General features: G+C 70.0%; 18 protein-coding genes. 6 read left to right on the plus strand and 12 right to left on the minus strand.

The features are described 5' to 3' along the window. Window positions 1-161: 161 nt before the first annotated feature. From glyA to M8009_RS07745, 5 genes are all read right to left on the minus strand, one after another. Window positions 162-1,427 (minus strand): serine hydroxymethyltransferase, encoded by a 1,266-nt coding sequence (glyA, locus tag M8009_RS07725; protein ID WP_250060247.1) that lies wholly within the window; start codon window positions 1,425-1,427, stop codon window positions 162-164. Window positions 1,428-1,568: 141 nt separating this feature from the next. Continuing rightward, on the minus strand, window positions 1,569-2,978 hold the full coding sequence (locus M8009_RS07730) for a hypothetical protein (protein WP_250060248.1): 1,410 nt from the start codon (window positions 2,976-2,978) through the stop codon (window positions 1,569-1,571). 70 nt (window positions 2,979-3,048) lie between these two features. Beyond that, window positions 3,049-4,488, minus strand: coding sequence for a polyphosphate kinase (locus tag M8009_RS07735; protein WP_250060249.1), 1,440 nt, complete (start codon window positions 4,486-4,488; stop codon window positions 3,049-3,051). 9 nt (window positions 4,489-4,497) lie between these two features. Then, entirely contained in the window at window positions 4,498-7,095 is a 2,598-nt protein-coding gene (locus M8009_RS07740; RefSeq protein ID WP_250060250.1) for an ABC transporter permease, read from the minus strand. Continuing rightward, on the minus strand, window positions 7,092-7,808 hold the full coding sequence (locus tag M8009_RS07745) for an ABC transporter ATP-binding protein (protein WP_250060251.1): 717 nt from the start codon (window positions 7,806-7,808) through the stop codon (window positions 7,092-7,094). The genes M8009_RS07740 and M8009_RS07745 overlap by 4 nt, the downstream gene beginning before the upstream one ends. Here M8009_RS07745 and M8009_RS07750 point away from each other — a divergent pair. Next, window positions 7,807-8,535: an arylesterase gene (locus tag M8009_RS07750; protein WP_430886898.1), complete on the plus strand. Its 729-nt coding sequence runs from the start codon at window positions 7,807-7,809 to the stop codon at window positions 8,533-8,535. The two genes, M8009_RS07745 and M8009_RS07750, sit on opposite strands and share 2 nt — an antisense overlap. Here the strand turns inward: M8009_RS07750 and M8009_RS07755 are convergent. Further along, window positions 8,526-9,416, minus strand: a complete 891-nt coding sequence (locus M8009_RS07755; protein WP_250060252.1) for a DMT family transporter — start codon at window positions 9,414-9,416, stop codon at window positions 8,526-8,528. The genes M8009_RS07750 and M8009_RS07755 overlap by 10 nt on opposite strands. A gap of 11 nt (window positions 9,417-9,427) precedes the next feature. Then, entirely contained in the window at window positions 9,428-9,697 is a 270-nt protein-coding gene (locus M8009_RS07760; RefSeq protein ID WP_250060253.1) for an Rdx family protein, read from the minus strand. Window positions 9,698-9,753: 56 nt separating this feature from the next. Between M8009_RS07760 and M8009_RS07765 the strand changes: the two genes are divergently transcribed. The 5 genes from M8009_RS07765 (at window position 9,754) to M8009_RS07785 (ending at window position 15,267) form a co-directional block, all read left to right on the plus strand. Next, on the plus strand, window positions 9,754-11,067 hold the full coding sequence (locus tag M8009_RS07765; protein ID WP_250060254.1) for an MFS transporter: 1,314 nt from the start codon (window positions 9,754-9,756) through the stop codon (window positions 11,065-11,067). A 115-nt stretch (window positions 11,068-11,182) separates the two neighbouring features. Beyond that, window positions 11,183-11,617, plus strand: a complete 435-nt coding sequence (locus M8009_RS07770) for a PAS domain-containing protein (protein ID WP_250060255.1) — start codon at window positions 11,183-11,185, stop codon at window positions 11,615-11,617. A gap of 187 nt (window positions 11,618-11,804) precedes the next feature. Then, window positions 11,805-12,005, plus strand: coding sequence for a PA3496 family putative envelope integrity protein (locus M8009_RS07775; RefSeq protein WP_250060256.1), 201 nt, complete (start codon window positions 11,805-11,807; stop codon window positions 12,003-12,005). A gap of 90 nt (window positions 12,006-12,095) precedes the next feature. Next, a complete protein-coding gene (gene ettA, locus M8009_RS07780; protein ID WP_250060257.1) occupies window positions 12,096-13,757 on the plus strand; it encodes an energy-dependent translational throttle protein EttA in 1,662 nt (553 codons plus the stop codon). A gap of 175 nt (window positions 13,758-13,932) precedes the next feature. After that, window positions 13,933-15,267, plus strand: coding sequence for a DUF2254 domain-containing protein (locus M8009_RS07785; protein ID WP_250060258.1), 1,335 nt, complete (start codon window positions 13,933-13,935; stop codon window positions 15,265-15,267). 16 nt (window positions 15,268-15,283) lie between these two features. Here the strand turns inward: M8009_RS07785 and lpxL are convergent, their stop codons facing one another. From lpxL to M8009_RS07810, 5 genes are all read right to left on the minus strand, one after another. Further along, window positions 15,284-16,201: an LpxL/LpxP family Kdo(2)-lipid IV(A) lauroyl/palmitoleoyl acyltransferase gene (gene lpxL / locus M8009_RS07790; protein WP_250060259.1), complete on the minus strand. Its 918-nt coding sequence runs from the start codon at window positions 16,199-16,201 to the stop codon at window positions 15,284-15,286. Next, window positions 16,194-17,291: an alanine racemase gene (gene alr, locus M8009_RS07795; protein ID WP_250060260.1), complete on the minus strand. Its 1,098-nt coding sequence runs from the start codon at window positions 17,289-17,291 to the stop codon at window positions 16,194-16,196. Before alr ends, lpxL begins: the two co-directional genes overlap by 8 nt. A gap of 192 nt (window positions 17,292-17,483) precedes the next feature. Beyond that, window positions 17,484-18,497 (minus strand): RNA polymerase sigma factor RpoS, encoded by a 1,014-nt coding sequence (gene rpoS / locus M8009_RS07800; protein WP_250060261.1) that lies wholly within the window; start codon window positions 18,495-18,497, stop codon window positions 17,484-17,486. Window positions 18,498-18,614: 117 nt separating this feature from the next. Further along, on the minus strand, window positions 18,615-19,820 hold the full coding sequence (locus M8009_RS07805) for a peptidoglycan DD-metalloendopeptidase family protein (RefSeq protein ID WP_250060262.1): 1,206 nt from the start codon (window positions 19,818-19,820) through the stop codon (window positions 18,615-18,617). Next, the gene (locus M8009_RS07810; protein ID WP_250060559.1) at window positions 19,813-20,787 is read right to left on the minus strand and encodes a DUF368 domain-containing protein; all 975 of its coding nucleotides are present in this window, start codon (window positions 20,785-20,787) and stop codon (window positions 19,813-19,815) included. Before M8009_RS07810 ends, M8009_RS07805 begins: the two co-directional genes overlap by 8 nt. Window positions 20,788-20,802 lie beyond the last annotated feature (15 nt).

The raw sequence follows: 20,802 nt of genomic DNA on the forward strand, positions 1-20,802 counted from the left end.
GGGCCAGAACCCCCGCCCCTCAGGGCCCCACGGCGAGGCATGCCCTGGCGTCGGCGCGACTGCACCAGCCGCAGGCACAAAAACGCCCCGCCATGGTGCATCCTGGCGGGGCGCTCGGGGTCCCCTGGCCTCAGCCGGGGGTCAATCAGCGTCAGGGCATCTCAGCGATAGACCTGCAGGCGGGCGCAGACGCCCTCGACCTTCGCCTTGACCTCGGCCTCGATGGCGGCGGTATCGTCCCCCGCTGCCATGACGTCGAGGATGTCGCAGATCCAGCCGGCGAGCGCCTTGCACTCGGCCTCGCCGAAGCCGCGGGTGGTCACCGCCGGGGTGCCGATGCGCAGGCCCGAGGTGACGAAGGGGCTCTGGGGATCGCCGGGCACGGCGTTCTTGTTGACGGTGATGTGGGCGCGCCCCAGGGCGGCGTCCGCGTCCTTGCCGGTCAGGCCCTGCCTGATCAGCGAGAGCAGGAAGAGGTGATCCTCGGTGCCCCCCGAGACGACTTCATAGCCGCGCTCGATGAACACCCCGGCCATGGTCTGGGCGTTCTTGACCACCAGCTGCTGGTAGCTCTTGAACTCGGGCTCCATGGCCTCCTTGAAGCAGATCGCCTTGGCGGCGATGACGTGCTCCAGCGGGCCACCCTGCCCGCCCGGGAAGACCGCGGACTGCAGCTTCTTCTCGATGGTCTCGTCACCCTCGGCGGAGAGGATCAGGCCGCCACGCGGGCCGCGCAGGGTCTTGTGGGTGGTGGTGGTGACCACATGGGCGTGGGGCAGCGGGGTCGGATAGACGCCGGCGGCCACCAGGCCGGCCACGTGGGCCATGTCGACCAGCAGGTAGGCGCCCACCTCATCGGCGATCTCGCGGAACTTCGCCCAGTCGATGATCTGGGAGTAGGCGGAGAAGCCGGCGATGATCATCTTGGGCCGGTGCTCGCGGGCCAGGGCCGCCACCTCGTCATAGTCGATCAGGCCGCCCTCGCCCAGGCCGTACTGCACGGCGTGGTAGTGCTTGCCGGAGAAGTTGGGCTTGGCGCCGTGGGTCAGGTGGCCGCCGGCATCGAGGCTCATGCCCAGGATGGTGTCGCCCGGCTTGACCAGCGCCTGGAACACCGCGCCGTTGGCCTGGGAGCCGGAGTGGGGCTGGACGTTGGCATAGCTCGCGCCGAACAGCTCCTTGGCGTAGTCGATGGCGAGCTGCTCGACGATGTCCACGTATTCGCAGCCGCCGTAGTAGCGCTTGCCGGGATAGCCTTCCGCGTACTTGTTGGTCAGCTGGCTGCCCTGGGCTTCCATCACCCTTGGGCTTGCGTAGTTCTCGGAGGCGATCAGCTCGATGTGCGCTTCCTGGCGTGCGACCTCCTTCTGCATCGCATCGAAGAGGACGTCATCGAAACCGGCAATCTGCATGTCACGGCTGAACATCGGCGGGAAACCTCGCAAAACGGGGGAATCTGGGGAGCACATGATACCCCAGCCCCCGGCGGCTTTCACATGAAAGGCGGTCAAGGGCCACCGCCGGATCCTTCATGGGCGCACGGCGACGCGGCCGATCCACCGATCGCCTCAACGGCTCTCGACGCGCATCTCGAGCCGCTCGGGCAGCGCCAGGGGATCGGCGGAGAGCGCCTCCAGTTCGCTGTCGGCGGGCAGGGTCAGCTGGAGGGAGAGCTCGCGTGCCTCGCCCGCCATCATCGCCACCAGGCCGGTGAGGATGGCCTCGACCTCGGGACCGAGCATCATGCCGAAGCCCCGGGCCTGGGTCCGCGCCTGCTCCAGGAAGACCGCCTCGCTGATGCCCTGGCTGGCCGCCATGACCGCCGGCAGGCGGCCGAAGAGCCCCAGGTCCGAGAGGGTCGCGTCGACCCGCCCACCCAGCAGGGTCACGCCCTCCAGGCCCTCCATCTCGGCCAGGAAGGCGGCCGGCTCCACCCCCTCGGGCAGGCGCACCGGCAGGTCGGCATCCAGCACCCAGCCGAAGGCCTCCTCGGCGGTGACGTCCAGTTCCCCGAGCAGCCGGGTAGCACCGTCTTCCGCCTCCCAGCGCCCGGTGGAGACCGCATCGAGCCTGAGCTGCCCGCTGCCGCCGGTAAGCACGTTGCTGGCCATGCGCAGCTGCGTGCGCTCCTCCTCCGGCGCCAGGGCGATCATGCGGGCCAGGTCGAGATCCAGCGCCTCGAGGCGCAAGCCGCCCTCGCCGTCCTGCAGGTTGCCATCGACCTCGAGCCCCGCCAGGCTCGCCACCAGCCGGTCGGAATCGATCGCCAGGTCGCGCAGTTCGAGGCGCTCCAGCTGCTGCTCGCCCTCGTCCTTGTCGAGGCCGCGCAGGCCCTCGGCCCGTGCGAAGGCCAGGGAGAAGGTGCCGCTGCCGAACTCGCCATCGCCCTCGGCCTGCCCCTCGAGTCCGCTGACCTCCAGGCTGTCGATGGCCTCGCGTGACAGACCGGTGACCTGCAGGCGCTCGAGGACGATCCGCCCCTGCCCCTCGCCGAACTCCTCCCCCAGGTGCTGGCCGGCGAACTCGGCGGCCAGTGTCTCGACCTCGAGCCCGGCGATCCGCAGGCCTTGGGGCCAGCGCTCCTCGTGGAGGGGCAACACCGCTCGGGAAGGCTCATCGAGGACCAGTGTCCCGGCGGTCAGCTGCGAATGCTCGCGGCCGGGGGTCGCCAGGCGGATGCCCTCGATGCGCACCTCGTCGGGGCGGTCATAGTCGCCGCTGACCACGTAGCGGTCGAGCCACAGCTGCTGGCCGTCGGGGCCGACGAAATGCAGCTCGCGCGCGGTGACGCGGTCGCGGATCAGCGCCGCCGAGACCTCGCCGATCTCGAGGCGCCCCTCGGCGGCAAACAGCGCCCGGAGGTCGGCCTCCAGGCGCTCGGCCGGGCCGCGTTCGGCCGGGCCGGATTCGGCGAAGGCCGGCAGGGAAACGGACAGCGTCAGGGCGGCCAGGGCGGCCTTCCAGGGCATCGGGAGCATGGGCGCACCTCCGGTGTGGGCGTGGTGGATGGTCAGCAGTCTAGCGTCATCGCCTCGCGGCGGGCCAGGCTCAGTGCGGCGAGGCCAGGCGCATCTCCAGCCGGCGATTGACCTCCTCGAGCACGGCGAGCCGCGCCCGGCGCTTGTCGTCGCAGGCGATCAGCGCCCACTCGGCGCCCGGCGCCTGGGTGCGGGCGAACATCTCGTCGATGGCCCGTTCGTAGTCTTCCCAGTGCTCCCGGTTGCGCCAGTCCTCGTCGGTGAGCTTGTGGCGCTTGTGGGGCGTGGCGGCCCGGGCCTCGAATCGGCGCAGCTGCTGCTCCTGGCTGATCGCCAGGAACAGCTTGCCGAGCACGGCGCCGTGGGCCAGCAGCTGGCGCTCGAACTCGCGGATCTCCGCATAGGCGCGCCGCCAAGCCGCCTCGGGGGCCAGCCCCTCGACCCGCTCCACCAGCACCCGGCCGTACCAGCTGCGATCGAAGATGGCGATGCGCCCGTCGGCCGGCAGGCGGCGCCAGAAGCGCCAGGCCCAGGGCAGCGCCAGCTCCTCGTCGCTGGGGGCGGCGATGCGGTGGACCCGGTACTGGCGGGCATCCAGGGAGGCGGTGACCCGATGGATACTGCCCCCCTTCCCGGCCGCATCGAGGCCCTCGAAGGCCAGCACCACGGGGATCCGCCGGCGGGCCATCTCCCGGGCGTTGATGGCCAGGCGTCCCTGGGCCTCGGCGAGCCGTTCGGCATAGCTCGCCTTGCTCAGCGGCGCCGCCACCCGGGGTTCGGCACGGCGTATCGAGGGCGCCGGCAGTGCCTCGCCGGGCACGCCCTCCGTCACGCCCTCCGGCACGCCGCCGGGCCGAGCGGGTGGTGCGACCAGGGTCTCGCGCAGCAGGGCCCCCACCCGCTGGAGCTGCGTGGCGGGGTCGCGGAAGGCGAGGCGACGCCAGGGCGCATGCTCGGCCGCGGTGGCGTCGCGCATCTCGCGCCCCAGGGCCCCGATGGCGGCATGCTGCAGATGGCGCTGCCAGTCGGTGGCGCTCAGCTGCCAGGCACGGGCCGGGTCCGCCTGCAGCGCCTGCAGGTGACGGCGCTGCGCGGGACGGTCGATGTCCATCCATAGCTTGAGCAGCACCACGCCCTCGGCGGCCAGCTCGGCCTCGAAGGCCCGGATCTCCGCCAGCCTGTCCCGGAAGGCGCCCGGCGAGAGGCGCCGCTCGGCGCGGGCGAAGAGCGCGTCGCCGTACCAGCCATGGATGAAGATGCCGATGCGGCCGCGATCGGGGACGCGTCGCCAGAAACGCCACCAGTAGGGTCGCTCGCGCTCCTCGCTGCTGGGCCCCAGGGCATGCACCTCGGTGTGACGGTTTTCCAGCCAGTGGTTCAGCTCGTTGACCAGCCGTCCCTTGTGGGTGACGGCATGGCCGGTGAGCAGCAGGATCACCGCCCGTTCCCGACGCCGGGCGAGGTCGAGCTGGGCGTCGAGCAGGCGGGCACGCAGAGTGTCGGTCTTCATGGCCGCGCCTCAGGCCTCGCCCAGCAGGCCGAGGCTGGCCGCCGGGGCCCGCTGGCGCAGGCCCCGGGAGAGCAGGTGGCCGATGAGGCCGATCAGCAGCGCGCCGGCCGGCGGCAGGGTCAGCCACAGCAGCCAGTGGACCCGGGGGGCCAGGTCGAACCAGGCCAGGTAGATCCCGGCGGCCGCGAGTTCCGCCAGCAGGGCACCCATCAGCCCGCTGGCGAGTCCCAGCACGGCGAACTCCGCCGCCTGCATCCGCGACAGCAGCCGGTTGCTGGCCCCGAACACCCGCAGCAGGCCGCTCTCGTGGGCCCGCACCGGCAGGCTGGCGGTCAGCGCCGCATAGAGCACGCTGATGCCGGCCAGCAGCACGAAGCCCAGCACCAGCTCCACTGCCCGAGTGACCTGGGTCAGCACCTCGCGCACCTGGCCGAGGATGGCCTCCACGTCGAGCAGGGTGACCCCCGGGAACGCCTGCACCAGGCGGCGCAGCAGGTCGCGGTCGTCGTCGCCGAGATGGAAGGCGGTGATGTAGCTGTGGCCGAAACGCTCCAGGGTCTCCGGCGGGAAGATCACGAAGAAGTTGGGCCGGAAGCTCTCCCAGTCGAGGCTGCGCAGGCTGGTCACCTCGCCGGTGACCTCGTCGCTGCCGATGGTGAAGGTCAGGGTATCGCCCAGGGCGAGGCCCAGGCGCTCGGCCAGGCCGTCCTCCACGGAGATCGGCACCGCCGCCTGGCTGGCCGCGGGGCGCGGCTCGGCGGCCACCTCGTCCAGCCAGCCCCCCGCTTCGCCCTGGGCGTCGGCGAACCACTCCCCCGCCACCACCCGGTTGCCCTCGGGCAGGGTCTCGCGCCAGGTCAGGTTGAGCTCGCGACGCAGGGCATTGTCGCCCCGCGACTCGGCGGGCACGGCCTGGCGCGGGTCCTGGTCGTTGATGGCGGTGAGACGCCCGCGGACCATCGGATAGAGGGCACTACGGGCATCGGCGGCCTCGGCCAGCGCCGAGGCGAAGGCGTCGCGCTCCTGGGGCTGGATATTGAGGGCGAAGTGGTTGGGGGTGTCCGCCGGCAGCTGGGCCTGCCAGGTGGTGAGCAGGTCACCGCGTACCAGGGCGATCATCGCCACGGCGAAGAAGGTCACCGAGAAGGCCAGCAGCTGGCCGAGGCTGGCCTGGCGGCGGCGAGCCAGCTGCTGGCCGCCCAGCCGCACGGCCGTGACCACACCATCCGCCGGGCCGCGGCCACGCGGCAGCCGGGCGGTGCCGCGCAGCACCAGGTCCAGCAGCACGCCGCCGAGCCCCCAGAGCACCACCAGCATCACCAGCCCGCCCAGCAGCAGGCCGGCGGCGAGCCCCGGGTCACCGGAGTAGAGCCACAGCAGCCCGCCGAAGACCAGGGCAGCGAAGCCCACCACCAGCCAGGCCGAGGGCGGCAGCGGGTCCAGCTCACGGCGCAGCACCTTGAGAGCGCTGACCCGCTTGAGGCGCAGCAGGGTCGGCCCGGCGAAGCCGGCCAGCACCGCCAGGGCGGTGAACACGCCGAGCCACAGTGGCAGCATGCCGGGTGCCGGCAGGCTGAACGGCAGGAAGGTCGACAGCAGCCGAACCAGCAGCGCCTGCCCGGCCAGTCCCAGCAGGGCGCCCAGCGCCGAGGCCGCCAGTGCCAGCCAAAGCAGCTGCAGCACGAACAGCCGCAGCAGCTCGCGCTGGGTGGCCCCAAAGCAGCGCAGCAGCGCCGCGGTATCCAGGTGGCGGTCGACGTAGCGCCGGGTGGACATGGCCACGGCGACCCCGGCCAGCAGCACGGCGGCGAGCCCCGCCAGGCCGAGATACTTCTCGGCCCGCGCCAGGGCATTGCCCAGCTGGGGGCGGTCCTGGCGCACGTCGCGCACTTCCACCCCCTCGCGACGCAGCCGCTGCAGCAGCGGCTCGATGCGGGCCACCGCCTCGGCGCTGCCGGCCGCCAGCAGCTCGAACTCCACCCGCGAGCCCTCCTGGACCAGGCCGGTGGCATCCAGGTCGTCGAGGTGCATCATCAGGCGCGGATTGAAGTTGCCGAAGCCGGCCGACTGGTCGGGCTCGCGCTCGATCACGCCGCCGACCTCGAGCTCGGTCTCGCCCAGGCTCACCGTATCTCCCACCTCGAGCTCCATCAGCAGGGCGAGGCGCGGTGCCACCCAGGCCTCGCCCGGCGCCGGGCCATGGGCCAGCGACTCGATGCCGTTGCCGCGGTCGACCCGGGCCGAACCATAGTGCGGATAGACGGCGTCGACCACCTTGAGGCTAGCCGGCTGGAAGCGGTCGCCGCGGCTGACCATGGAGACCATGTCGACCTGGTCGGAGAGCGTCAGGCCGGCCTCCTCGAGGGCCCGGCGGACCGCCTCGTCGAAGGGCCGGCCCTGCTCCAGCACCACGTCACCGCCCGCGAGCTGTCCCGCCTGGCGGGTCAGGCCACGATCGAGGCGATCGAGGAAGAAGCCGATCATGGTCGAGGCAGCCACGGCCAGCGCCAGCGCCAGCGCCAGGGCGCGCACATCGGCGGCGCGCAGGTCACGGATCAGGCCCCGGGCCGAGAGGCGCAACAGGGCCGGCCAGGCGGTGCGGCTCATGCCATCACCTCGTCGCGGGCCATCTCGACCAGCCGGCCACCCTCCAGGCGCAGGCAGCGATCGCAGCGCCGCGCCAGGGCATGGTCATGGGTCACCAGCACCAGGGTGGTGCCGGCCTCGCGGTTGAGCGAGAACAGCGCCTCAATGATGCGCTCGCCGGTGACCGGGTCCAGGTTGCCGGTGGGCTCGTCGGCGAACACCAGCTCGGCCCCGGTGACGAAGGCCCGGGCCAGGGCCACGCGCTGCTGTTCGCCACCGGAGAGCTGCTTGGGCAGGTGGTCCAGGCGCTCACCGAGGCCGACGCGGGTCAGCCAGTCGCGGGCCCGAGCCTCGGCCCCTGGGGACGGCGACAGCTCCAGGGGCAACAGCACGTTCTCCAGGGCCGTCAGGGTGGGCAGCAGCTGGAAGTTCTGGAACACGAAGCCCACTCGCCCCGCGCGCAGGGAGGCGCGGCCATCCTCGTCGAGGGCGCGCAGCGACTGGCCGAACAGCGACAGCTCGCCCCCGCTGGGCGAATCCAGACCCGCCAGCAGGCCGAGCAGGGTCGACTTGCCGGCGCCGCTCTGGCCGAGGATCGCCACGCTCTCCCCGGGGAACACCGAAAGCGACAGGTCACTCAGAATGGTCAACCGCCGCTCGCCGCTCTCGACCTCCTTGGCGAGGTGGTCGGCGTGTAGAATCGGCGAGGCATCCGTTCGAGAGGAGATGGACATGACGAAGGGCTTCCCTGTAGGTGCGTTGGGCCGGCAGGCACCCCACCGGCTCGCGGGGTGCTGGCTCAAGGCGCTCTGGTGGTCAGTACTCGGGGTGACGCTACTCTTGTCGACGCTGCTGCTGGCCGGCGGGATGGCGCAGGCAGCAACTCGACCGGCACTGCTGATCATGGGCGACAGCCTGAGCGCCGCCTACGGCATCGAGCAGCAGGCCGGCTGGGTCAGTCTGCTGCAGGCGCGCCTGGACGGGAAGGCGCGGGTGGTCAACGCCAGCATCAGCGGCGAGACCTCCAGCGGCGCCGCCGCCCGCCTGCCCGAGCTTCTCGGACAGCACGAACCCGATATCGTTGTGCTGGAGCTCGGCGGCAACGACGGCCTGCGCGGCCTGCCGCCCGGCCAGTTCGAGGCCAACATGGCCGCCATGATCGAGGCCAGCCAGGCCTCGGGCGCCGAGGTGCTGCTGCTCGGCATCGACATCCCGCCGAACTACGGCCGGGCCTACCGCGACGCCTTCACCGCGGTCTACACGCGGCTGGCCGAGGAGTACGAGCTGCCGCTGGTGCCCTTCCTGCTCGAGGGCGTGGCCCTGGAGGAGGAGCTGATGCAGTCCGACGGCATCCATCCCACCGCCGAAGCCCAGCCCATGATCCTCGATAATGTGTGGCCGGCGCTGGCACCGCTGCTCGAGGCGAACGGCGCCATCGTCGCGGGGAGTGCTCAGGGCTGAGCCACCGGCGCCGGCGCCTTCTGCCACTGCTGCAGCGCGAGGCCACCGAGGATCAGCACCAGGCCCACCAGGGTGGAGGGCAGGATCGGCTCGCCGACCACCAGGAAGAGCAGCAGCAGCGACACCGGCGGCGAGAGGAAGATCAGGTTGGAGACCTTCGCCGTGCGCGAGACCCGGTGCACGGCCAGCTGCCAGAGCACGAAGGCGATGCCCATCTCGAACAGCCCCACGTAGACGCCGGCCCCCAGCGCCGTCCAGCCGTGCCAGGCCATGCCCGGCCCGGCCAGCAACAAGACCGTGAGCACCGGCACGCCGACGCTGAAGTTCTGCCACTGGGCCACCAGCGGCGGACGGGGGTCGCGGGCGTTGAGCAGCCAGTAGAGCGCCCAGAGCAGCGTCGAGGCGAGCGCCAGGCCGACGCCGAGCGGGTCGGCGAAGGCCACGTCGAACACCGCCCCGCGGGTGGCGATCACCCACACGCCGCCGTAGGCGATCAGCCCCGCCAGCACGTCGAGGCGGGTGAGCCGCTGGCCCAGCAGCGGCACCGCCAGGAAGGCCATCGCCAGCGCCCAGGTGTAGTTGAGCGCCATCGCCTCCTGGCCCGGCAGGCGGTCGTAGGCGCCGAACAGCACCAGGTAGTAGGCCACCGGATTCATCAGCCCCGCCCAGAGGGCGGTGCGCCAGCCGCGCCTGAGCGCCTGGCCCAGCAGCCCCTGGCGCGCCACCAGCACGCCGATCAGCGCCCAGGAGACCAGCGAGGCGAGCCACATCAGCGCCAGCGGCGACATCTGGGCGAGGGCCACCTTGAAGGCGGTGGCCACCGTGGACCACAGCGCCACCGCCCCCAGCCCGAAGAGCATCGCCTGGCGATCACCGGTCATGGGCCTCGGGCTCATCGGTCGAGGTGTCCCAGGTCACGGCCGGGGGCCAGTCGGTCGCGCACCGCCTGCTTGAGGGCCTTGATGTCGGGGAAGCCGCCGTCACGCTTGCGCTCCCAGAGCGACACCCCGTCGCAGAGGATCTCGAAATGGCCGCCATGGGAGGGCACCAGGGCCACCTCCTCCAGCTCCTCGCCGAAGGTGGAGAGCAGCTCCTGGGCGTACCAGGCGCTGCGCAGCAACCACCGGCACTGGGTGCAGTAGTGGATACGGATACGTGACATGGAACCTCGAGTGTCGCGACAATGAGCCACCCGATGATACCAGCCAGGGAGTTCCGATGGCCGCCCCCGAGATCAGCCAGACCCGCCTCTTCGAGTGGCTCACCGGTGACGAGGACAGCCGGATGTGCCGGGACATCCCGGACGAGGCCTGCGACGAGCAGCCGCGCAACTTCTTTCTGCACCTGCTGGCGGCACTCGGCAACAAGCTGGCCGACGAGCTCGCAAGCGCCCGCCTGGTGCTGCCCTGGCTGCTGGGGGTGATCGGCGCCCCGCTGTGGATGGTCGGCCTGCTGGTACCGATCCGCGAGTCGGGTGCCCTGCTGCCCCAGCTGTTCGTGGCCGGCTTCATCCGGCTCAAGCCCGAGCGCAAGTGGGTCTGGGTGCTGGGCGGTGCCCTGCAGGCCCTGGCCGCCGCCCTGCTGGCCCTGCTGGCGCTGCTCGGCAGCGGGGCCGTCGGGGGTGGCCTGGTGCTCGCCGTGCTGGTGGCGCTGTCGCTGGCCCGGGGCCTGTCCTCGATCGCCACCAAGGACGTGATGGGCAAGACCATCGCCAAGCAGCGCCGTGGCACCCTGATGGGCTGGAGCGGCGGCGTGGCCGGCGCCGTGACCCTGGCCGCCGGCGGGGTGCTGATGCTGTTCGGCGACCGCCCGGGGGAGCTGGCGCTGGCCGTGCTGCTCGGGGTGGCGGCACTGGGCTGGGCCGTCAATGCCCTGTGCGCGGCGCGCATCAAGGAGACCCCCGGTGCCGTGGAGGGCGGCGAGAATGCCTGGGAGAGCGTCAAGCTGGGGCTGCGCCTGCTGCGCGACGACCGCGCCTTCCTGCACTTCAACCTCTCCCGCGCCCTGCTGCTGGCCAGCGCCCTGGCCCTGCCCTATGTGGCACTGCTCGGCCAGCAGCAGAGCGGCGCCGAACTCGGCGGCCTGGGCATCCTGATCGTGGTCTCGGGCGTGGCCGGCATGCTGGCGAGCCCGCTGTGGGGCAAGCGCGCCGATGCCTCGAGCCGCCGGGTGATGCGCGACGGCGGCCTGGGCACTGCGGCCGGCTGCCTGCTCGGGGCGGCCTTCGCCTGGCTGCCCGGCGCCTGGAGCGAGACCGTCTGGCCCTATGCGCTGGTCTATGCGCTGCTGGTGATCGTGCATGCCGGCGTTCGCCTGGGCCGCAAGACCTATATCGTCGACATGGCCGGCAGCGACAAGCGCGCCCTCTATGTGGCGCTCTCCAACACCCTAACCGGCGTGCTGATGCTGCTCGTGGGCGGGCTCGTCGGCCTTCTCGCCCAGTGGCTCGGCAGCGCCGGGCTACTGGCGTGCCTGGCGCTGATGGGCCTCGGCGCGGCCGCAAGTGCCTGGCGCCTGCCCGAGGTAGAATGAGTCGTCGGCGAGCCGGCGCGTTGAAATCCCGACGTCGGCTGGCCATGATGAGGGCAATATCCCGCTCCTTGCCGCCACGCGATGCGCCAAGGGCACCGCGACAGGAAGCCTCTGCATGAAACGATCCCCCTTGATCAGCCCGGAACTGCTGGAACGCATCATCGATGCCTCCGAGGACGGCATCGTGGTCGCCGAGCAGGAGGGCGACGAGAACATCCTGATCTACGTCAACCGGGGTTTCGAGCGCCTCACCGGCTACAGTGCCGACGAGATCCTCTACCAGGACTGCCGTTTCCTGCAGAACGAGGACCGCGACCAGCCGGGACTCGATGCCATCCGCAAGGCCCTGAAGGCGGGCCGCCCCTGCCGCGAGGTGCTGCGCAACTACCGCAAGGACGGCACCCTCTTCTACAACGAGCTCTCCATCACTCCCATGTACGACGAGGACGATCACCTCACCTACTACATCGGGGTGCAGAAGGATGTCACCGAGCGCGTCGAGGCCCAGCTGGAGCTCGAGCGGCTCAAGGTCGAACACGGCCTGAGCTGAGACGACGCGACACGGCGGCGAAAAAAGCCCCGGGGAGGGCTTGTGTCCATCCTTCCTTGACGCTATATAGCCAGCAGGCAACGGCCGTTGCCTGCTGGCGCTTCAGGTTCCGCACCCGGGACGGGAAGCGATCAAATGATCCGCCGGACACCATCGCGTTCGGCCCCGGGCCATGGGAGGACGTCGCATGAGCCATGAACCCCTTCTCGACACCACCGACGACGCTCAGGACTACCTGGAAGCGGTCAACGACGACTACGTTCGTGTCCGCCCCAGCAGTCGTGCCGATACCCTGAGGGCCCGCCGACGCGTGGAGGCACTCATCGAGGAGCGCCGCCTGCGCCGCGCCATCGAAGACGACTGGGCCCTCGAGGAAGAGGAAGAGTAGCCCCTGCCCCATCACCCGGGGATGCTGGCCTTTGGCGTCCCCGGGCTCTATCATCGTGGCCACTGACATCCCCCAACGAAGTGGCTTTAAATGGCGCAATACGTCTACACCATGAACCGGGTGGGCAAGGTCGTGCCCCCCAAGAAGCAGATCCTCAAGGATATCTCGCTCTCCTTCTTCCCCGGCGCCAAGATCGGCGTGCTGGGCCTCAACGGCGCCGGCAAGTCGACCCTGCTGCGCATCATGGCCGGCGTCGACACCGAGTTCGAGGGCGAGGCCCGCCCGATGCCGGGCATCAACGTCGGCTACCTCCCCCAGGAGCCGGCGCTCGACGATGACAAGAACGTCCGCGAGACCGTGGAAGAGGCGCTGGGCGAGATCAAGGAGGCACAGGAGAAGCTCGACGCCGTCTACGCCGCCTATGCCGAGCCCGATGCCGACTTCGATGCCCTGGCCAGCGAGCAGGCGCGCCTGGAGAACATCATCGAGGCCTCCGACGCTCACAACCTGGACCGCAAGCTCGAGGTGGCCGCCGAGGCCCTGCGCCTGCCGCCCTGGGAGGCCCGGGTCGGCCACCTCTCCGGCGGCGAGCGGCGCCGCGTGGCGCTGTGCCGCCTGCTGCTCTCCAGCCCCGACATGCTGCTGCTCGACGAGCCCACCAACCACCTGGACGCCGAGTCAGTGGCCTGGCTGGAGCGCTTCCTGCACGACTATAGCGGCACCGTGGTGGCGATCACCCACGACCGCTACTTCCTCGACAACGTGGCCGGTTGGATCCTCGAGCTGGACCGCGGCCAGGGCATCCCCTTCGAGGGCAACTACTCGGGCTGGCTGGAGGCCAAGGAGAAGCGCCTCGAGCAGGAGGCCAAGCAGGAGGCCTCGAAGAACAAGGCCATCAAGCACGAGCTGGAGTGGGTGCGCAGCAACGCCAAGGGCCGCCAGGCCAAGAGCAAGGCGCGCCTCAATCGCTTCGAGGAGATGCAGTCCGGCGACTTCCAGAAGCGTAACGAGACCAACGAGATCTACATACCGCCCGGCCCCCGCCTGGGCGACAAGGTCATCGAGTTCCACGACGTGGCCAAGGCCTTCGACGGCCAGCTGCTCTACGAGGACCTGACCTTCAGCGTGCCCAAGGGCGCCATCGTCGGCATCGTCGGCGGCAACGGCGCCGGCAAGTCGACGCTGTTCAAGCTGATCACCGGTCAGGAGCAGCCCGACCGCGGCGAGGTGGTGCTCGGCGACACCGTCGACATCGCCTATGTCGAGCAGCTGCGCGATGCCCTGGATGACAAGCAGACGGTGTGGGAGGCGGTCTCCGACGGCCAGGACATCCTCAACATCAACGGCTACGAGGTCTCCTCGCGGGCCTACGTGGGGCGCTTCAACTTCAAGGGCAACGACCAGCAGAAGCGCCTTAGCGAGCTCTCCGGCGGCGAGCGCGGTCGCCTGCAGCTGGCCCAGACCCTGAAGCAGGGCGCCAACGTGCTGCTGCTCGACGAGCCCTCCAACGATCTGGACATCGAGACCCTGCGCGCCCTCGAGGAGGCCCTGCTGGCCTTCCCCGGCTGCGCCCTGGTGATCTCCCACGACCGCTGGTTCCTCGACCGCATCGCCACGCATATTCTCGCCTTCGAGGGCGAGTCGCAGGTGGAATTCTTCGAGGGCAACTACACCGACTACGAGGCGGACCACAAGAAGCGCGTCGGTGACGACACGCCGCACCGCATGAAATACAAGCGCATCGACGCCTGAGGAAACGCTGAATCCATGGCTGCATGGATAACGCCTAATAAACCCCACTGACCTCGCGGTCGTGGGGTTTTCCTATGGCTTACGGCTCAGCGCTTACTGCGCCTGGGTACAGGGTGGGGTTGCCCCCGACGACCAGACGCGCCATAAGGGGGACTCTTCCCGCGAGGAGTCGCCCATGAGCGTCCTGCTGTCCTGGCCCGTCCACCTGCTCAAGGCCTACCGGCAGAGCATCGCCTACCTGCCCTCCCTGCTGGCGATGGCCTATGCCCTGCTGAGCCTCATCGCCCTGCTGCTGCCGATCTCCGACGACCGGCTGCCGACCCTGCTCACGCTGCTGGGCCTGGAGGCGCCGGAGAAGACCGGTGCACTGCTCGCCGCACTGCTCGGCGGCATGATCTCGCTGATGGTCTTCAGCTTCTCCATGGTGATGTCGGTGCTCTCCCAGGCCGGCGGGCAGTTTTCCCACAAGCTGGTGTTCGGCCTGATCTCCGAGCGCCCCCACCAGTGGGTGCTGGGCCATTACCTGGGCACCATCCTCTTCATCCTGATGCTGCTGATGGTCCCGGACGTCGCCGAGGGCCAGGCGACCTGGCGGTCGCTGGCGATCTACCTGGCCTGCGCCATGGTGATCCACTGCCTGGCGCTGTTCGTCTACTTCATTCACAACGCCTCGCAGTCGATCCAGGTCGATGCCGTGGCCGCCGACCTGCACCAGTCCACGCTCGCCTCCCTGCAGGCGCTGCAGTCCCGCCAGCAAGGCAAGGAGTGGCGCATCCTGGCCGTCGCCCGGTCATCCGGCCGCCAGCATGCCATCCATGCCCACCGCGCCGGCTACCTGCAGAATGCCGACCTCTCCGCCCTGGCCAAGCTGGCGCGCCGCGTCGACGGCGTCGTGCACCTTCACTTCCGCTTCGGCGACTACGTGGTGGAGGGGCTGCCGATCCTCTCGCTGGAGGCCGCGGCGGCCCCCGAGGCGAGCTGGTGCGACGAGGTCCGGGCCACCCTGACCTACGTGGAGGGGGAGTCGATCACCGAGCACCACGTGTTCGGCATGACCCAGCTGATGGAGGTCGCCCTGAAGGCGCTCTCGCCGGGCATCAACGACCCCGGCACCGCCCGGCTGTGCCTGCACCGCCTGACCGACCTGCTGCGCCGGCGCCTCGAGTGGCGGCCCTGCGATGCGCTCTTCGACCAGGAGGGAACCTGCCGGGTGACCTGGCAGGTAGAGGACTTCGAGAGCCTGCTCTACCGGCTCTTCCAGCCCATCCTGCGCTATGGCAAAGAGGATCTGAGCATCGGCCTCGGGGTGCTCAAGGCACTGAAGACCCTATCGCTGTTCGCCGAGCAGGAGGATCTCGAGACCCTCCAGGCCCATGCCGACCGGGTGGTGGAGACGCTGTCCCGGGAGGCGAGCCATCCGCTGGACCGGCGCTTCGTCTCGGCGCGCCTGGACGACGGCCTCCATCGGCTCAGGCTCCCGGCCGCCCTGCCCGACCGACAGGAGGCCTGATCGCCGCCGGCCGGCGTCAGTAGAGCTTCGGCTCTCCCGGCGGTCGGGTCTTGAAGCGCCGGTGCAGCCAGAGGTACTGCTCCGGATGACGGCGTATTGCCGCCTCGATCACCGCATTGATGCGGGTGGCATCGGCCAGCTCGTCGCCGCTGGGGAAGTTCTCCAGCGGGGGGAGATACTCGAGGGTATAGGTGCGGTCATCGGGGTTGCGGTGAAAGATCAGCGGGATCACCGGGGCCCCGGTCATGCGCGCGATGCGCGAGGTCATCCGCACCGTGGCCGCCGGGATGTCAAAGAAGGGGGCGAAGACGCTGGCATCGCGGCCGAAGTCCTGGTCCGGGGAGTACCAGACCGCGTGGCCGGCCTTGATGCGCCGCACCACGCCGCGCAGGTCGTGACGATCGAGGATCGCATCGAAGTAGGGGGCCCGGGCGCGCCCCATGAAGCGGTCGAAGAGCGGGTTGTCGTGGGGGCGCTGCACGGCGTCGGCGCGGAAGAAGAGCGCATGCAGCGCGGCCCCCAGGTCCAGGGTCGAGAAGTGCACCCCGAGGATCAGCGCCCCCCTCCCCTCGGCCTGCAAGCGGGCCCGGTGCTCCTGGCCCAGGAAGGTGACGCGATGGCGCAGGTGCTCGGGATCGCGGCACCAGCCGGTGGCCGTCTCGACGATGCCGATGCCGTTGGCGACGAAGGTCTCCCTGACCCGCCGGCGTTGCTGCGCCTCGTCGAGTTCGGGGAAGCAGAGGCGGATATTGGTCTCGGTGATATGGCGACGACGTCTGGCGAAGCGCCAGGCGGCCAGACCGATCGCCCGGCCGACCCACAGCTTCAGCCGCCAGGGCAGCCAGGCCACCACATGCATGGCGCCGATGGCCAGCCAGGTGGGCCAGTAGCGCGGATGGGCCCAATGGCGTGGATGAACATAGGATCTACCCATGATAGCGCCTGGGCACCCTCGGCAGCACCCCGGTGAGCAGCGTGTAGCTGATGGTGTCGCAATGGCGGGCCACCTCGTCCACCGACAGCAGCGCGCCGTTCGCGGCCCGCCCCCAGAGCACCACCTCGCTGCCGATGTCGGCCTCGGGAAGGTCGGTGAGGTCCACCGTCAGCATGTCCATCGAGACCTTGCCGGCGATGGCCGTGCGTTGCCCGTCGACCAGCACCGGGGTGCCGTCGGCGGCATGCCGGTCATAGCCGTCACCGTAGCCACAGGCGACCACGCCGATCCGCGAGGGGCGTGGCGCCTTCCAGCGCCCGGCATAACCCACCGGCTCGCCCGTGGCGAGTTCGCGCACGGCGATGATCGCGGAGCGCAGGGTCATCACCGGCGCCAGGCGACGGCTCGCCTCGTTGGAGGCCTCCAGCGGGTCGCTGCCGTAGAGCATCACCCCCGGGCGGTTCCAGGCGCCATGCGCCTCGGGCCAGGCCAGGGTGGCGGGCGAGTTGGCGAGGCAGGTGGGGGCCTCGAGCCGAATGGCCAGGTCGTCGAGCAGCTCGAGCTGGCGCCGGAAGTAGCCGGGCTCCAGGGCATCGGCGGTGGCGAAGTGGCTCATCAGGTGCAGGTCGCAGGCCTGGTCGGGCACCGCGGCGAGGCGCGCCCAGACCGCCTCGGCCTGCTCCGGTGGGAAGCCCAGCCGGTGCATGCCCGAATCCACCTTGACCCACACCGGGATAGGGCGCGCGGGACGATAGGCGAGCAGCGCCTCCAGCTGCCAGTCGGCGTGCACCGCGATCCACAGCCCCAGCGCCTCGACCCGCTCGAGCTCGGCGGCCTCGAAGATGCCCTCGAGCAGCACGATGGGCGCCGTGATGCCCCCTTCGCGCAGGGCCTCGGCTTCCTCGAGGCAGGCCACGGCAAAGGCCGGCGCCAGCTCCTCGAGTGCCCGGGCACAGGCCACGGCGCCATGGCCGTAGGCATCGGCCTTGATCACCGCGACGGCGCGGCTGTGGGGGGCCTGGTCACGGGCCAGGCGATAGTTGTGACGCAGGGCGTCGAGGTCGATATCGGCGATCAGCGGCCGGGCCATGGTCGGGGTCCTGGAGCGTCGATGGGAAACGCCACGATTATCCACCAAAGAGCAGGACATTTCACGGCACAAGACACTGGCAGGAGCGCAGACGGCAGGATAGAGGGAAAAGGAAACACCGGACGGATGTATCATCCACCCGTCAGGTGGTTGTGGCGTGCCGGTGCCGGAGCAGGTCTCCGGCACGTGACATCACTCGAAGATGGCATCCAGCGAGAGGCCCTGCTTGTCGAGCATGCGGCGCAGCTTCTTGAGCGCCTCCACCTGGATCTGGCGGACCCGTTCGCGCGTCAGGCCGATCTCCTCGCCGACCTGCTCGAGGGTCGCGGCCTCGTGGCCGCGCAGGCCGAAGCGGCGTACCACCACCTCCATCTGCTTCTCGGTGAGCTCGGCTAGCCACTCGTCGACGTGCTGGCGCACGTCGCCATCCACCAGGGTAGATTCCGGGCCCTGGTCATTGTCGTCGGCCAGGGTCTCGATCAGCGGCTTGTCGCTCTCGCTGCCCATCGGGTAGTCGACGGAGGAGACCCGCTCGTTGAGGCCCATCATCTTCTTGACGGTCTCCACCGGCTTGTCGAGGTAGTCGGCGACCTCCTCGGCCGTGGCCTCGTGGTCGAGCTTCTGGGTCAACTCGCGGCCCGCCCGCAGGTAGATGTTGAGTTCCTTGACCACATGGATCGGCAGCCGGATGGTGCGGGTCTGGTTCATCAGCGCCCGCTCGATGGTCTGGCGGATCCACCAGGTGGCATAGGTAGAGAAACGGAAGCCGCGCTCGGGGTCGAACTTCTCCACCGCGCGGATCAGGCCCAGGTTACCCTCCTCGATCAGGTCGAGCAGGGTGAGGCCACGGTTGAGATAGCGCCGGGCGATCTTCACCACCAGGCGCAGGTTCGACTCGATCATCCGCGAACGACCCAGCGGATCACCCTTGCGCGCCAGGCGGCCAAAATAGACCTCTTCCTCCGGCGTCAGCAGCGGCGAGAAGCCGATCTCGTTGAGGTAGATCTGGGTGGCATCGAGGCTGTGACGGTGGTGGCGATCCTCACGGCTCAGCGCCTTCTCGAAGGCCTCCTCGTCGCCGGCCACCGTCTCCTCGTCTTCGATCTCCTCCCGTTCCAGCTCATCCTCGCTCTCTACAGCGTCCTCGTCCGCCTCGTCGGCGGAGACCAGATTCACATCCTGAAGGTCCCGTTCAAGCATGCTCATCGATTGCTACCCCATGGTTGCGACCGGGCGTCGTGGGTCCATGGCCGGACGATCGACGCGCGAATTTATTATTGTACGGCACCCCCGTCATGGATCCGGTGCGAGCCGACCGTCGGATCAGCGGGCAGGCAGGAACTCGAGGGGATCCTGAGGCTGGCCATCCTTGCGCACCTCGAAATGCAGCCTGACGTCCTCGGCATCGCTGTCACCCATGGTGGCGATGACCTCACCGGCCTCGACCACATCGTTCTCCTTGACGTTCAGGGTGTCGTTGTGGGCATAGGCACTCAGGAACTGGTCATTGTGCTTGAGCAGGATCAGGTTGCCGTAGCCCCTGACGCCGCTGCCCGCATAGACCACGATTCCCGGGCCGGCTGCCTTGACAGGTTGCCCCTTTTGACCGGCGATATCAATGCCGGCGGTGATGGTTCCGCCCTCGCCGAACTGGCCGACCACGTCACCCTCGACCGGCCACCGCCAGGGCACCTCATCCACCGGGGTATAGCTGCGCCCGGCGCGCTGTTCGGTGGCCGGCTCACCGGCGACCGAGGTCCCGGCATCGGCGCCCGCCTCGTCCTCTTGCGTGGACGCCCGGGCGACCTGGGCCGCCTCGTCCTCGGCCGCCGCATCGCTGGGCTCGGGGCTACCCTGTGCCGCCGCACCGGCGGCCTGCTGCTGCTCGGCGTTCTCCGACTCCGTGTTCTCTGCCTCCGCGCGCGAGGCCAGCTCCCGCCGTTCGGCCAGGTCGCGCTCGCTCAGGCTGCCGTCCGCTCCCGGGCTGTCGTAGCTGTAGACCGGGCCCGGCCCCTGGTCGGCGCCCGAGACGGCATCGGCGCTCTCCATGGCCACCTGGCTGGGCCCCTCGGGCGCGTCGCCCGCGTCCTGGCGCTCGGTCGAGAGGCGCCGGTTGCGCTCGATGGCACTCTCGTCGGGCATCAGCCAGTCGAGCTCCTCGTCGCTCCCGGAGGCCTCGCCGCCGAGACCGGTGGCCACCACCCCACGGCCGCCGGACGCGTCCTCCGCGCCATCCTGACCGGAAGCCGCGGTGGCGCGCCCCTCGCCGCCCAGCACCAGCCGCTGACCGGGCTCGATGCGGTAGGGGGGACCGATGCGATTGAGGCGGGCCAGGTCGCGGTAGTCCATGTCATGGCGCCAGGCGATGCCGTAGAGCGTGTCGCCCGCTTCCACGGTGTATTCGGCGGGGGTCTCACCCGCCCGGCTGGCCGACAGGTCGCGGACCTGGACCGGCCCGCTGTCGCCCTGCTGGGCGGCACAGCCGGCCAGCGCCAGGGCCAGGCCAGAAATCAGAAATACCTTATGCATCGGAGCCTTCCTCCTTGTCAGCACCTTGTCGAGAACCGGATGTCGCCGGCCGATTGGCCCGGCTGATCAGCAGCACCAGGGCCGCACCGGCCAGCATCAGGGCCACCACCGCCGGCAGCCGGGCAGGGTCACCGGTCAACTCGGCGAAGTCGGCCGGGGTCAGGTAGCGGTAGTCGAGGGGGATCATCTGGCCCTCGGAACCCAGCTGGTAGCGTACCAGCTCGCGCCACGGCCAGAGTACCGGCAGCGAGCCGATGATGAAGCCGACCAGCAGCTGCAGGGTCGCGGTATGGTGGTGGCGCAGCAGCCAGGAGAGCAGCCGCGAGAAGCCGAACAGCCCGATCAGGCAACCCGCCCCGAACAGCCCGATCAACCCCAGGTCGAAGCTGCGGATGCCCTGCATCACCGTGCCGTAGAGGCCCATGGTCAGCAGCAGGAAGCTGCCCGACACGCCGGGCAGCAGCAGGGCACTGATGGCGATGGCCCCGCCCACCACCAGCACCAGATCGGGACTGCCGAGCTGGGTGACCAGCGGCATCAGCGACGGCAGCCCGTGGGCGAGCAGCAGGCCACCGGCGAGCGGCAGCAGGTGCCACCACTTCCAGTCGGCCGGATGGCGGCTGACGACCACGGCCGAGGCGGCCACCAGGCCGAAGAAGAAGCCGTTGAGCAGCTGGGGGAAATCGTCCATCAGCCAGACGACGAGATGGGCCACGCTGACCAGGCTGATAGCGATGCCGGCCAGCAGCGGCAGCACGAAGGCCAGGTTGAGGTGCGCCACCAGCAGCGGAAGGCCACCGCGACGCCAGGCGAAGAAGGCGCTGGGACCGAACTGCTTGATGCTGTGGATCAGCTCCTCGTAGATGCCGGTGACGAAGGCGATGGTGCCGCCGGAGACGCCGGGCACCGCGTCGGCGGCCCCCATGCCGGCGCCCCTGAGAAAGATACCGAGATGACGCTTCAACAGCGGACTCCTTTCAAC

Source organism: Halomonas gemina, assembly GCF_023554995.1.
Lineage (GTDB): Bacteria > Pseudomonadota > Gammaproteobacteria > Pseudomonadales > Halomonadaceae > Halomonas > Halomonas gemina.